The organism is Acidovorax sp. 106 (assembly GCF_003663825.1).
GTDB lineage: Bacteria > Pseudomonadota > Gammaproteobacteria > Burkholderiales > Burkholderiaceae_C > Acidovorax.
Map to the genome: position 1 here is coordinate 2,064,436 of NZ_RCCC01000001.1, position 13,172 is coordinate 2,077,607.

Sequence of the window (13,172 nt, forward strand, 5' to 3'; positions counted from 1 at the left end):
CCAACAACAAGTGACCAATATGTAATATAGTCACAACAACAAAACGCTGTTGGTTTCACTATGTACCGCTTCTCTGCCCTTACAGCCTTGGTCCTGGCCGGTCTTTCCACGGGCTGCGCCGTCGGGCCGGACTACGTGCCGCCTGAGGCCCCTATGCCCAAGGCCTACATTGGCGCTCAGGACATGGGGATGCCACGGGTCGCCACGACCGAGGCGGATCTGACGGCTTGGTGGGCGTCGTTTGGTGATCCGCAGCTTACGCACATGGTGGCGATTGCCCTGCAGCAGAACCTGGACTTGGCACAGGCGTCTGCCCGGGTGCTCCAAGCCCGTGCTGGAGTGGATGCGGCAAGCGCTGCGTTGCTCCCGTCGGGCAACGTCAATGCGCAAACTGCCAGAAGCTACCAGTCCGTGGAGACCCCTTTGGGGCAAGTCCTCAACGCGGTGCCTGGCTTCAATCGCTACGGAAGTGCCCACGAAGCCAACGTGGGCGCCAGTTGGGAGGTCGATCTGTTTGGGGGGCTGCGGCGAGCGAAGCAGGCTTCGTTCGCCGACTACCAAGCCACTGAGGCAGGTGCTGTGGCTGTGAGGTTGGCAGTCGTTGCCCAAACAGCGGACACCTACGTCAACATCCGTGGGCTGCAAGCCCGGCTTGCGGTAGCGCGTCAGCAGGTGCAGACACAAGAGCAACTGAAGTCCGTCGTCGACCTGCGATTACAAAAAGGCTTGGCTGCAGAACTCCAGCTTCGGCAGGTAGAAGGGGCGCTAGCCCGCGCGCGGGCCACCATCCCCGTGTTAGAGGCGGCGCTGGAGACGACGATGAACGCCATGGACGTGATGCTCGGCGCAGTGCCAGGCACCTACCGGGGCGAACTTGCAGAAGTGCGGCCCATACCTAAAGCTCCCGAAATGGCTTTGGGTGAAACCCCAGGTGATCTGCTCAGGCGCCGTCCCGACGTGATTGCGGCTGAGCGACGCCTTGCGGCCTCCAGTGCCCGCATCGGTGTAGCGATGGCGGAGTACTACCCCAAGATTTCGATCAGCGGCCTGATCGGAGGCGCTACATCCATCTCCAGCGGAAACCTCTTTACCGGCGGGGCCTCGCAGGCCGCCGCAGTGGCGGGCCTGCGCTGGAGACTGTTCGACTTCGGCCGCATCAACGCCCAGATCCACAACGCGCAAGCCCAGGAGGCAGAAGCCCTCGCAGCCTACCGGCAGGCCGTCTTGCGGGCTACCGAAGACGTGGAAAACGCACTGGTGTCTTTGAGTCGCAGGCGCGAGCAGGCTTCGCTATTGGCGGAAGGTGCGCAATCTCTGCAGCGGGCTCGGGATGCTTCTGGCGCGGCTTACGACAAGGGCGTGGTCAGCCTCATCGAAGTACTCCAGGCCGACGAAAGCCTGCTGAATGTGCTGGATGCACAGGTTCAGGCGCATACCGAATCTACGCGCTCGTCCGTGGCAATTTTCAGAGCTGTCGGTGGCGGTTGGGCTCCAGAGCAACCGCCGGTGCTCGTGAGCAGGTAGCGAGAGCGATCACCCCGGCTCACACGCCTCAGTGAAGCGGCGTTGGGCAGGCGTTGCCTTGTGATCTTTACCAGCCCCCGTACCTCGCCGAGTCAGTTGTCCTGTGCATCGCCTCGGCAAGGCCCTTGCGCAGAAAGGAGAGAGCAATTCATCACCACCACACCCATCGCGCAACAGATATCCGTGCCTTTGCGACCTCTGCAAAGGCACTCCCCCACACTTTTTGGAGGTCAACCATGTCATTTCAAAACCGTATCAACGCTCGCCTTTCCGGTGCCAGCTTCATCCCCTCCCTTGTCACTGCGTTGGCGTTGTCCGCCGTGTTCGCTGCGCACGCACAGACTCCAGAGGAGTCGTCGAAAAAGCAGGGCGCGGCGCTTTCCAGGGCCGAGGTTGTGGCTGATCTGGTGCTTTGGCGTCGCGCAGGCGTAGACCGCTACGCAGTCATGCAGTCATACAGCCTGGAAACGCAGGCTTACCAAACCGCATACCAAGAGTACCTGCGCCTGCGCAATAGTGAGCAGTTTCAGGCAGAGGTTCAGAAGGCGCTGAAGGACTGAGCCGGGATGGCGCTACGCCGTGATCTGCAACGCGTCCAGCCCGCCCGCAATCGTCTGCGCCAGTACCTCTGCGCTGGCGCGCAGGGCAGCCGCCTCATCGTCTGCCAGAGGCGGCAGGTAAGGCGCAGAAGCCCCCGTGCGTCCGATCACATGGGGCAGCGATACGCAGGTGCGCTGCACGCCCAGCAGCTCGGGCAGGTAGGTGGAGACGGTGAACACGCTGCGCTCGTCACCCACCATGGCGCGCACCAGGCGGGCGATGCAGCCGCCGATGCCGAAGTTGGACACGCCCTTGCCCGCCTTGATGCGGTAGGCGGCGGTGCGCACGTCTTCGGCCATGGTGCGCTGCAGGGCGGCGTCGATGGGGCGGCCGCTTTGCTGGGCAAAGTCCAAGAGCGGCAGGCCGCCCACCTGGGCGCCGGACCACAGCAGCACTTCCGAGTCGCCGTGCTCGCCCAGCACGTAGGCGTGCACCGAGCTGGGCGACACGCTCAGGTGGTGTGAGAGCCGGTCGCGAAAGCGGATGGAGTCGAGCGTGCAGCCCGTGCCGATGGCGCGGCCGGGGGCAACGCCCCAGCGTTGCACGGCGATGGCGGGCATCACGTCCACCGGGTTGGTGGCAAACAGCAAGATGGTGTCGGGCGCGGCGCGCAGCACCTGCTCAACGATATGGTCCACGATGCGCAGGTTCTGCTGCAGCAGCTCCAGCCGCGTCTGGCCGGGCTTGAGGCTGGCGCCTGCAGTGATCACCACCACCGCAGCGCCCGCCAGGTCGGCATAGCTGCCTTCTTGCACGCGCGCGGCGGTGCCGAAGGCGGCGGCGTGGCCAATGTCGGCGGCCTCGCCCGCAGCGCGGGCGGGGTCCACGTCCACCAGCACGATGTCGCTGACGCCGGGCGTGGACGAGAGCAGGTAGCTGGCGGCGGCACCGACCTGGCCCGCGCCGATCACTCCGATGCGTGCGCCCATGTCACAGCACTCCCATCATGGGCCACAGCGTGGCCGACAGCAGCAGGATGAGGCCCAAGCCCGCCAGCGTGAGCAGCAAGCCCACCTTGGCAAACTGGCTGGTGCCAAAGGCCCCGGTGCCGTAGCACAGCATGTTCTGCGGTGCGTTGGTGGGCAGGATGAAGCCGAACGAGACGATGAAGCTTTGGATCATGACGATGCCAAAGGCCGTCTCTTTGGACACGGGCAGCGACTGCGCAAACGCGATGAAGATGGGGATGAGCGTGCTGGCCAGCCCTGTGGCTGAGGCAAAGCCCAGGTGCAGCACGATGCTGAAAAGCGAGAGCGCACCGATCACCGCCACCACGGGCAGGGCCGACAGGCCCATTTGCCCGAGCGTCTGCTGTGCCAGCCAGGCGGCCGCGCCGGTCTTGGACAGCAGGTTGCCCAGCGAGATGGACGCGGCAAACAGCACCACCGTGCCCCAGGGCACGAGCTTTTCAGCCTGCGACCAGTGCATGACGCCGATCTTGGGCATGAGCAGCAGGGCAATGCCCAGTTGCGTGGTGGTGGTGGTGTCAAAGGGGTGCAGCATGCCTTCGGTGGACCACATCACCAGCAGCATCAGGGCCACGGCGATCAAGCGCTTTTCAGGGGCGGTGACGGGGCCCAGGGCCTGCAGTTGCTCGCGCAGCCTTTCGGTGGCGTTCTCAGACGATTCGACCTGGGGCTTCAAGATCCACAGCGACACGAAGAACAGCACCACGCTCATGCCCAGGGTGAAGGGCAGGGCCGTCAGGAACCACTGGCTCCACGTCACCGTGTGGCCGAACGCGGTTTGCATGAAGTTCAGGCTGATCAGGTTTTGCGCCGCGCCGGTCTTCACGGCCATGTTGAAGATGGAGCAGGCCTGCGCGGTGACGATCATCAGCGCAGCGCCCAGGCTGCTGCCCACGGGCAGGCCCAGGGCGGCGGTGATGCCCACCATGATCGGGATCACCGCGCCCACTCGCGCCGTGGCCGAGGGGATGAACAGCGCCAGCACAAAGCCCACCAGCATCGCGCCCACCGTGAGTCGTGCGGGCGAGATGCCCACCCGGCTCATCACGATGAGGGCCACGCGCTTGTCCAGCCCCGTGTGCTTGAGCGCCACGGCCAGAAACAGCGCAGCGGCCACCAGCAGCACAGCGGTGGACGAGAAGCCGCCCAGCATGGTGGTGAGCGCATCGGCCGAGCCCATGGGCTTGGCGCCGGGCGTGAGCGATTTGCCCATCAGCCCCACCACGGCCATGCCGGTGAGGATGACGGCGCTGTTGGCGGGCGAGACGCATTCGCTGATCCACAGCGTGATGACCAGCGCCAGCAGCGCCAGCGCGACTTGCCCCGAGGCCGTGAGGCCTGCGGGCGTGGGCAGCATGAGCACGATGCCGTACAGGGCAATGGCCAGCAGCAAAAAGCCGAACTTGCGGTTGGAACTGGGCTCGGGGTGCGAGGTGATGGGGGCTGGAGAGGGGATAGGGGAGGTGGCCGCGTTGGCCGCAGGGGGAGGTGTGTGTGAAGCAGGAGCGGTCGACATGAGAGAACACTTTCTTGTTGTGGTCCGGCGGCGCCTGTGTGGTGGGGGGATCGCCCGCCAGCCGCACCGCGCTGCCGAAAGGGCGACCCAATCAACGCCGCCCTGTGCCACAGCATGCGCCTGCTGTGCCGGTGGCGTGTTGATGGGGATCAAGGCCTTGGCGTGCGGCTTGCCCACGGGCGCGGTCCAGCAAAAATAAAGCGCAGGCAGCTATTAAATCAATAGCTGCCTGCGCTTTATTCATAAGTGCTGGAGGGGTTTTTGACTTGTAGGCTTAGCCCATCAGCACCCAGTGGTTGTCCAGCGCCATGGGCTCGGGCCAGGGCACAAAGGCGGGTTTGGCGCTGGGGTGCCAGCGCACCAGGCCGGGGGCGGTGGCCACCAGTACGCCGCCGCCGGGTTGGGGCCCGGCCCAGGCCGTGAGGGCGTAGGCCTCTTGCAGTTGCACGATGGCCGAGAGCTTGTCCGGCATGCTGGGGTGCCACAGCTGCGCCAGCCCGGCCTTGTTGCTCGACACCGCAAAGCCGCCGTTGTAGGCGGGGGTGATGTCGCCCGCGTAGCCGTGGCCGTCGTTCACGCGGCTGGGCACGCTCAGTTTGTCGCCTTCCAGCACGGCCAGGATGGGCGCTGCGGCGCGGCGGGCGGGGTCTTCGTGTTCGGCCTGCATGGCCACGCCCAGGCGGCGGGGTTCATCCGATGTGGCGGACGTGGCGGACGTGCTCCAGGCGATGTGGCGCATGCTCAGGCGCGGGTCGTCCAGCACCCAGCGCTGGGCGATGCGGCCGGTGGTGGTGTCGATGCGCACCAGGGCCGATTCCATGCGCTGCAGGTCGTATTTGGCGTCGGCCAGGTTGCGCAGCACCCCGCCGTTGGCCACCAGCAGGTGGCCTTGCGCGTCCAGCACGGGTTGGTGGGGGTCGATGCCGCCGCTGTCCCACTCGTCCCGCTTGCGCAGCGTGGCGGCGTCGCGCACGCCAATGTGGCCGCGCCCGGTGCGGTAGTTGATCTCGGTGGTGTAGAGGGTGGCGCCGTCGGGCGAGGGCACGGTGTGGCCGCTGAGCAGCACGGCGTCCCGGTCGCGGTCGAGCTGAATGCGCTCTGTCACCCGTCCCGCGCCATCGCAGCGTAGCAGCCAGGTGCCGGGCCGCACGCAGTTGACCAGCAGGCCGCCGTCTGCCTGCGGCACCAGCCCATGCGGGCGCGAGGGCAGGGCCACGGCGTAGCGGATGGTGAGCTGCTTGCGCTCCCAGTCGGCGGCCAGCACGCCAGCGTAGTGGGTGTCGGTGGCCTTGGGGCCGCGCCAGGCGGCACCGATCAGCGTGGTGGTGCTGTTGGCATCGGCACCCAGTGCCAGGGCGCGCCCGGGGGCAAGGCCCAGAGCACCCGCAGCGCCCAGGGCGGCCATGGAGGTGCCAGAGAGCAGGGTGCGGCGGTTCATGGAGGGGAAGTTCATGCGAAGGGCTCCGCAAAAAGTCGATCGGACAAGACAGGGGGCGGCGGCCCAGGCGCTGGCCAGTGGGTCGCCCGCTGCTGTGGGGGCAGAGCCTGTCGCACACCCTCGGGTGCGGTGTGGCGCTGCGGTTGGGGGCACGCGCCTGAGGGGGTGAAGCAGGCCCCGGTGCCCCTGCCCGCCGTTGGGGACCAGGGCAGGGGAGGGGCGAAGTTGCTGCGCGCCGGGCGCCCACCTCGCCCGAGTGGGGTCAGAACAAGAACTCTGCCGTCAAAGACGCCGAGCGGGGCGCGCCCAGCACCATGCGTGCGCCGTTGTTGTTCAGCGTGCTGATGTATTCCTTGTCGAACAGGTTGTAGATGTTCAGTCGCAGGTTGACGTTGCGGTTGACCTTGTAGGCCGCCATCAGGTCGGTCACCCAGTACGAAGGGATCTTGGGCATGTTGGACACGTTGAGCGCCGTGCCAGCGGTGACCACTCGCTTTTGGTCAGACACATAGCGTGCGCCGCCACCCAGGGTGAAGGCGCCCCAGGTGTACGAGGTCCAGGCCGTGGCCGTGAGGTCGGGTGACCAGCGCACGCTGTCGGTGTTGGTCACGGCGCCGGTGCTGCCCAGGCTGTTTTGGCCCAGGGCCTTGGTCTGTGTCTTGGCAATGCCTGCCGACACCTGCCAGAAGGGGGTGATCTGGCCCACGGCGGCCAGCTCGATGCCCTGCACGCGGGTCTTGCCGTACTGGGTGTAGATGCCGGTGACCGCGTCGTACGAGATCTGCTTGTTGTTCTCGGTGCGGAACACGGCAGCGCTCAGGTTCAGGCGGTTGTCCAGCAGCTCCCACTTGGTGCCCAGCTCAATGTTGCGCGTCTCTTGCGGGTCCAGCGCGGCGTTGTTCTGGTTGGTGGAGGTGGACGACAGCGCGAAGTTGGAGCCGCCAGGGGGCGTGAGCGAGTTGGCCAGGGAGGCGTAGATGCTGCCGTTGGCCGCAGGCTTGTACAGCGTGCCCAGCTTCCAGCTGGTGAGGTTGCCCGAGGTACTCAGCGCCGATGGCGCCAGCGAGCCTGCAGCGTAGCCGGGGTAGCTGGTCAGGTTGCTGGTGGTGACGATGGTGCTGGCATCGGTCTTGGTGCGGTAGTGCTCGAACCGGAGGCCGCCATTGAGCTGCCACTGCTCGTTCAGTTGCAGCGTATCGAAGGCATACAGCGCCGCCGTGTTGGTGCTGCCGTCGGTGTCGGCTCCGGTGCGGTAGGGCACGCCCAGCGCGTCGCTGGCGCTGGGGGCGTACAGGTTGGCGGCCGGGGCGTTCACGGCGGCGTAGGTCACGCCGTTGATGGTTTGCGCGGCGGTGCCAAAGCCGAGGTTCTTCTGGCGCTCGTGCATGAACTCCAGCCCGGCCGACAGGGTGTGCTTGAGGCTGCCGGTGCTGAACTGGCTGGTCACGTTGGTCAGGTTGGCCAGCACGTCGTTGGTCTGGTCGGTGCGCTGCAATGACCGCGCGGCCGTCCAGCTGCTGGGGTTGGCCAGGTTGGTGGCGGTGATGGCGCCCACGCTGGTCAGGCGGCGGTCCATCTGGGTGGTGCCCGCGCGCGCAATGTTGCGCACCACGGTGCCACCGCCCAGGTCGTGCTCGAACTTGGCGGTCACCATGTCGGCATCGACCTTTTCGTAGTCGTCCCTGCTGCCGTAGAAGTTCTCAGGGTTCACGCGTGGCGCAGTGCGCACCTGGGCCGCTGCGTTGTAAAAGCCCGGCATGCCGATGGTGGAGATGCCGCCATCGGGCACGTTGTCCTGGCGCACGTGCTGCGAGTACAGGTAGATGCGTGTGGGCGTGCCCAGGCCCCAGGCGAACGAAGGGGCGATGGCGTAGCCGTTGTTCTCCACCACGTTGCGGCCTTCCACGCCGCCCGCCTGGCCCATGAGGTTCAGGCGCGCGGCGGATGTCTCGCCCAGTTGCTTGTTCAGGTCGGCCGTCACGCGCTTGTTGTTGGCGGTGTTCACGGTGGTGGTCACGCCGTATTGGTCGGTGCGGGTGGGCAGCTTGGAGATCAGGTTGATGTAACCCGATGCCGCGCCCCGGCCAATGTCAGTGCCTGCGGGGCCCTTCATCACTTCGACCTGGTCGATGTTGAAGATGTCGCGGGTGATGGCGCCCAGGTCGCGGATGCCGTCGATGAAGGTGGCGGTCTGGGTCGAGAACGCCCGCAGCTGGAAGGTGTCACCCGCCGAGGTGTTGCCGCCTTCGCCCAGCTGCATGGTGATGCCGGGGGTGTTGCGCAGTGCGTCCATCAGCGATGCTGCGCCTTGTTCGCGGATCACCTCCTGGTTGATGACGGAGATGGTCTGGGGGATGTCCACCAGCGGCTGTGTAAGTTTGGGGTTGGCCAGCCGGTCGGTTTTGTAGGGGACGGTGGCCTCGGAGCGTATCGTCGTCTCAGGCAGGCTTTTCTCGGCCGTCTGGGCCTGGATGACACCGGGCAGGGCTGCAATGGCAAGCGCCAGCAGATGCAGTGGAACGGTGTGGTGGGGGCTGCGGATGCGCGCCATGGTTTCTCCTCGATGTTGTGTGCGGACTTGGCTGACGTTCCGCAAAGCGCTGGGGCGCTGTGTATCGAGCAGATGGCTGGCTGGCCAACTATTGTAAATAATTGAGAATCATTATCAAATGCGAGTTGGGTGGTATGTCGCCAACGCACCACGCGGCAGGGCCCTGCGCTGTGAAGCCAGCGCACGCAAGGGGCTCATGCCATTTCTAAATCCCCCTGACGTTGTTGCTTCGCCTTGCCGTGCTTCAGCACTGTCTGCGGCTTCGCGCCTAGTTAGGAATGATTTGGAAATGGAATCAGGTATTGCCCACGTAGGGGTTGCTGCGACGCTCGCGCCCGAACGTGCTTTCAGGGCCATGGCCGGGGATGAACACCGTCTGGTCGCCCATGGGCCACAGGCGCTGGGTGATGCTGTCGATGAGCTGCTGGTGGTTGCCCTGGGGGAAGTCGGTGCGGCCGATGCTGCCAGCAAACAGCACGTCGCCCACAAACGCCCGGTCAATCTGCGGCGCATGGAACACCACGTGCCCCGGTGTGTGGCCGGGGCAGTGGCGCACGTTCAGCGTCTCGTTGCCTAGTTGCACTGTGTCGCCATCGTGCAGCCAGCGCGTGGGCGTGAAGGGCTGCGCGGGTGGAAAGCCAAACATTGCGCTTTGCTCCGCCAGCCCGTCAATCCAGAACTGGTCACCCGGGTGCGGCCCCACGATGGGCAACTGCAGGCGCTGCGCCAGCTCGCCCGTGCCGCCTGCGTGGTCGATGTGGGCGTGGGTGAGCCAGATCTGCGAGAGCGTGAGCCCCAAGCGATCCACCTCACCCAGAAGCACATCCAAGTCGCCCCCTGGGTCAATCACAGCGGCCTGGTGGGTGGCATCGCACCACACGATGGACGCGTTTTGCTGGAATGGGGTGACGGGGACTGTGAGGTAATTCAGCATGGGGGTGATTGGTGGTTGCTAACAGAGAATGGCTTTTGCAAACAATGGGTGGTCAAGTCTTCTAACCGAGTGTGGCTGGTGGCCGGTCGTGCTGTTTCATCGCTTCATGCTCACCCTGAGCAAGCAGACCACACGCATCTCCACGCGCGAATAGGTCGCTTCAGAGGTTGCTGGCCGCCAGCACCTCGGGCATGTCGGTCAAGCCCCGCAGCACTTTTTCAATGCCGTCCTGGCGCAGGGTAAGCATGCCGGCCGCCAAGGCGGCTTGACGGATTTCTGCGGCCGAGGCACGGCGGCGTATGTGCTGGCGGATGGCTTCGTCACTGAGCATCAATTCATGGATGCCCATGCGCCCGCGGTAGCCGTGGCCCTCGCACTCCTGACAGCCCGCGCGGCGCCAGAGCTGCAATTCGCCAGAACCCGTGCCGTAGTTGTCGCGCCAGCGCTGGACCAGCGCCGCACGGCCTTCGGGGCTGTTGCCCGAGCCGCTGGGCAGGTATTGGGATGCCATGCCCAGCAGGGTTTCATCGTCCGCCACCACGGGTTCGCGGCAAGCTTTGCACAGGCGCCGTACCAGGCGCTGCGCAAGGATGGCCAACAGCGAATCCGAGAAGTTGAACGAGTCCAGGCCGATCTCCAACAACCGCGCAATGCTCTCGGGTGCCGAATTGGTGTGCAGGGTTGAGAGCACCAGATGGCCCGTGAGCGATGCTTCAATGGCGATGCGCGAGGTTTCCTCGTCACGCATTTCGCCGATCATGATGACGTCTGGGTCGGCGCGCAAAAAGGTGCGCATGGCGGCAGCAAAGGTCCAGCCGATGCGCGGGTTGACCTGCACCTGGCGCAGCCCACTCTGGGTTATTTCGATCGGGTCCTCGGCCGTCCAGATCTTGCGGCCAGCGGTGTTGATGTCGCTGATGACCGAGTGCAGTGTCGTGGTCTTGCCGCAGCCCGTGGGGCCCACCACCAGCACCAGCCCGTAAGGTTTGCGCACCATGTCACGCATGGCCTTCAGGTTGGCCGGCGTGAGCCCAATGGCATCCAGCGGCAAGGGCTTGGCGCCTGCCAGCAGCCGCAACACCACATCCTCCAGACCGCGCGAAGTGGGCACCGTGACGACCCGCAGCTCTACTGGTGGGCCGCCGAAGCGAGAGAAATCGATCTTGCCATCCTGGGGCTTGCGGTGCTCCGAGATGTCCATGTTGGCCATGATCTTGATGCGGGCTACCAAGGCATAGCGAAAGCGCGCGGGCAACTCCAAGTGGGGCACCAAGTCGCCATCAATGCGCAAGCGAATGCGCACGTTCAGGGGCGCGGGTTCGGTTTCGATGTGGATGTCAGAGGCGCGGTGGGCGATGGCTTCGTTGATGACCGAGTTGATCAGCCGCACCAGCGTGTTGTCCGATTCACTCACTACATCGGTATCGGTCGTGTGGCTGTCCGGGGCCGAGTCGTTCAGGTCCTGGGCCAGCTCTTGCGAGGTGGCGCGTGCGGCGGGCGGTGTGCGCACGCCGTCTTTTGCTCCACCAGCGGCGATTTTGCCCTGTGGCGCATCAGATGCATCCCCTGGGTGAACGCTGTATGCCTGGGCGATGGCGGGAGCCAATGTGCCTGGCGCGGCTTTGATGGGAATCAGCCGCCGTTGGGTCAGAAAGCGCAGTTCGCTGAGCAGCATCCGGTCGTATGGATCGGCCATGAGTAGCGCCAAGGATTCGTCGCGCGCCAGCACGGGCAGCACCGATTCGCGCTCGGCCACGGTGCGGGGCACCAAGGCCAGTGCATCGGGCTCCGGCTGGAGGTGGGCGGGGTCGACCATGTACTCGCCCAGCCAGGTGGAAATCACTTGCCGCAATTGGTCCTGGCTCAGGTCGTGCTGCTCCACCAAGATCTGGCCAATCGGGCGTGCGTTCCCTTTGTCCCGTTCCTGCTGCTGGGTCTGCAAGCTGCTGGCCAACGCGGCCGGGGTGATCAGCCCGGCATGCAGCAGCGCCTCCCCCAAGTGGCGGGCCTTGCCAATGGCCGGGTGCGGCGTGGAAAGCAGCATCCACAACGCATCGGTGCTTTGCGGCTGGATGCATTGGAGCAGGGAGGCCTCGGTGTCTTTGGGGAAGGACATGGCAGTGGGTCAGAGCGCGAACTCGTATTCCACGGTGATGGGCGCGTGGTCTGAAAATTTTTCGCCCTTGTAAATGGACTCTGTGCGCGCCAGTGCCGCCATGGCGGGTGTGGCCAAGTGGTAGTCCAGCCGCCAACCCACATTGTTGGCATAAGCCTGGCCCCGGTTGCTCCACCAGGTGTAGGCGGTGTCCGTGGTGGCAGGTTGTAACTGACGGTAAACGTCGACCAGGGCGCCGCCATCGCCACTTGTGTCTAACAACTTTGTCATCCAGGCACGTTCTTCGGGCAGGAAGCCGCTGTTTTTCTGGTTGCTGCGCCAGTTCTTCAAGTCAATGTTTTGGTGGGCGATGTTGACGTCGCCGCACAGGATGAATTCACGCCCCGTCTTGAGTTGCATGAGGTGCGGGTAGAACTCGGCCAGGAAGCGAAATTTGGCCTGCTGGCGCTCTTCGCTGGAAGAGCCACTGGGAAAGTAGGCGCTCACAATGGAGAGCTTGCGCGCTGGCGTGTCAAAGCGCAGCTCTACGTAGCGGCCCTCCAGGTCAAACTCGGGCGAGTTGTAGCCCACGATGACGTCTGAAGGCTCGTGCCGGGTGTAAATGCCTACCCCTGAATAGCCCTTTTTCTGCGCAAAATGGAAGTGCCCCGTCAGGCCCGCCAGCACCTCGAAGCGGGTGGTAATGTCGGCGGCCTGGGCCTTCACTTCTTGCACGCAAATACAATCCGGCCGCGTGGTGGCGATCCAGCTCTCCACGCCTTTGCTGGTGGCCGAACGGATGCCATTGAGATTGAGGCTGGTTAATTTGAACAAGGAATTTCCCATGGTGGATGTTGGCGCGCAAGCCTTGGACGACGGCGCTTTGGCGCAGGATTTTGTACGTTTTGCCGTGGAATCGGGCGTCTTGCGATTCGGGGAATTCAAGACCAAAGCGGGCCGGATGAGCCCGTATTTCTTCAACGCCGGTCTGTTTGACGACGGGGCCAAGATGGGCCGTCTGGCGGAATTCTATGCAAAAGCCCTACTGGCCAGCGGCATCGAATTCGACATGGTTTTTGGTCCCGCCTACAAGGGCATTCCGCTGGCTGCCACCGTGGCAGTAGAGCTGGCCCGCCTGGGCCGCAACGTGCCGTTTGCCTACAACCGCAAAGAGGCTAAGGCCCATGGCGAAGGTGGCACGTTGGTGGGCGCCCCGCTCAAAGGCCGGGTGTTGATCGTGGACGATGTGATGTCTGCGGGCACGGCCGCACGCGAGTCCATAGCGCTCATTCAGGCCGCAGGGGCGACCCCCCACGCCTTGGCCATTGCGCTGGACCGCCAGGAAAAAGCCACAGAGAATGGTGTGGACGTGGAGCACAGTGCGGTGCAGTACGTGCGCAACCAGTTGGGCATGCAGGTGTGCGTGATTGCCAAGCTGGCAGATTTATTGCTTTATCTCTCTCAAAACGGGGGGGCGGAGATGCGCGTCCATCACGAGCGGGTCTTTGCATATCGCCAAAAATATGGCGTCACAGAAGGATAAGGA

At 64.7% G+C, this 13,172-nt stretch carries 10 protein-coding genes; 3 read left to right on the plus strand and 7 right to left on the minus strand.

Annotated features, from left to right (window positions below; translation table 11 throughout):
* Positions 1 to 60: 60 nt before the first annotated feature.
* Complete coding sequence (locus tag C8C98_RS09150) at positions 61 to 1,524, plus strand: efflux transporter outer membrane subunit (RefSeq protein ID WP_121454019.1); 1,464 nt, start codon at positions 61 to 63, stop codon at positions 1,522 to 1,524.
* A 236-nt stretch (positions 1,525 to 1,760) separates the two neighbouring features.
* Positions 1,761 to 2,084: a DUF4148 domain-containing protein gene (locus C8C98_RS09155; RefSeq protein ID WP_121454020.1), complete on the plus strand. Its 324-nt coding sequence runs from the start codon at positions 1,761 to 1,763 to the stop codon at positions 2,082 to 2,084.
* Between the two features lie 12 nt (positions 2,085 to 2,096).
* Here the strand turns inward: C8C98_RS09155 and C8C98_RS09160 are convergent, their stop codons facing one another.
* From C8C98_RS09160 to C8C98_RS09190, 7 genes are all read right to left on the minus strand, one after another.
* Complete coding sequence (locus C8C98_RS09160) at positions 2,097 to 3,053, minus strand: L-lactate dehydrogenase (RefSeq protein ID WP_121454021.1); 957 nt, start codon at positions 3,051 to 3,053, stop codon at positions 2,097 to 2,099.
* Position 3,054: 1 nt separating this feature from the next.
* Positions 3,055 to 4,608, minus strand: a complete 1,554-nt coding sequence (locus tag C8C98_RS09165) for a DASS family sodium-coupled anion symporter (RefSeq protein WP_121454022.1) — start codon at positions 4,606 to 4,608, stop codon at positions 3,055 to 3,057.
* 274 nt (positions 4,609 to 4,882) lie between these two features.
* Complete coding sequence (locus tag C8C98_RS09170; protein WP_199726576.1) at positions 4,883 to 6,061, minus strand: DUF1513 domain-containing protein; 1,179 nt, start codon at positions 6,059 to 6,061, stop codon at positions 4,883 to 4,885.
* 247 nt (positions 6,062 to 6,308) lie between these two features.
* Positions 6,309 to 8,597 carry a catecholate siderophore receptor Fiu gene (locus C8C98_RS09175; RefSeq protein WP_121454023.1) on the minus strand — a complete coding sequence of 763 codons (2,289 nt, stop codon included), beginning with the start codon at positions 8,595 to 8,597 and terminating at the stop codon, positions 6,309 to 6,311.
* Between the two features lie 295 nt (positions 8,598 to 8,892).
* The gene (locus C8C98_RS09180) at positions 8,893 to 9,531 is read right to left on the minus strand and encodes an MBL fold metallo-hydrolase (RefSeq protein WP_121454024.1); all 639 of its coding nucleotides are present in this window, start codon (positions 9,529 to 9,531) and stop codon (positions 8,893 to 8,895) included.
* A 160-nt stretch (positions 9,532 to 9,691) separates the two neighbouring features.
* Entirely contained in the window at positions 9,692 to 11,647 is a 1,956-nt protein-coding gene (locus C8C98_RS09185; protein WP_121454025.1) for a GspE/PulE family protein, read from the minus strand.
* Positions 11,648 to 11,656: 9 nt separating this feature from the next.
* Entirely contained in the window at positions 11,657 to 12,460 is an 804-nt protein-coding gene (locus C8C98_RS09190; RefSeq protein ID WP_121454026.1) for an exodeoxyribonuclease III, read from the minus strand.
* A gap of 10 nt (positions 12,461 to 12,470) precedes the next feature.
* Between C8C98_RS09190 and pyrE the strand changes: the two genes are divergently transcribed.
* Complete coding sequence (gene pyrE / locus C8C98_RS09195; RefSeq protein ID WP_121456163.1) at positions 12,471 to 13,169, plus strand: orotate phosphoribosyltransferase; 699 nt, start codon at positions 12,471 to 12,473, stop codon at positions 13,167 to 13,169.
* Positions 13,170 to 13,172 lie beyond the last annotated feature (3 nt).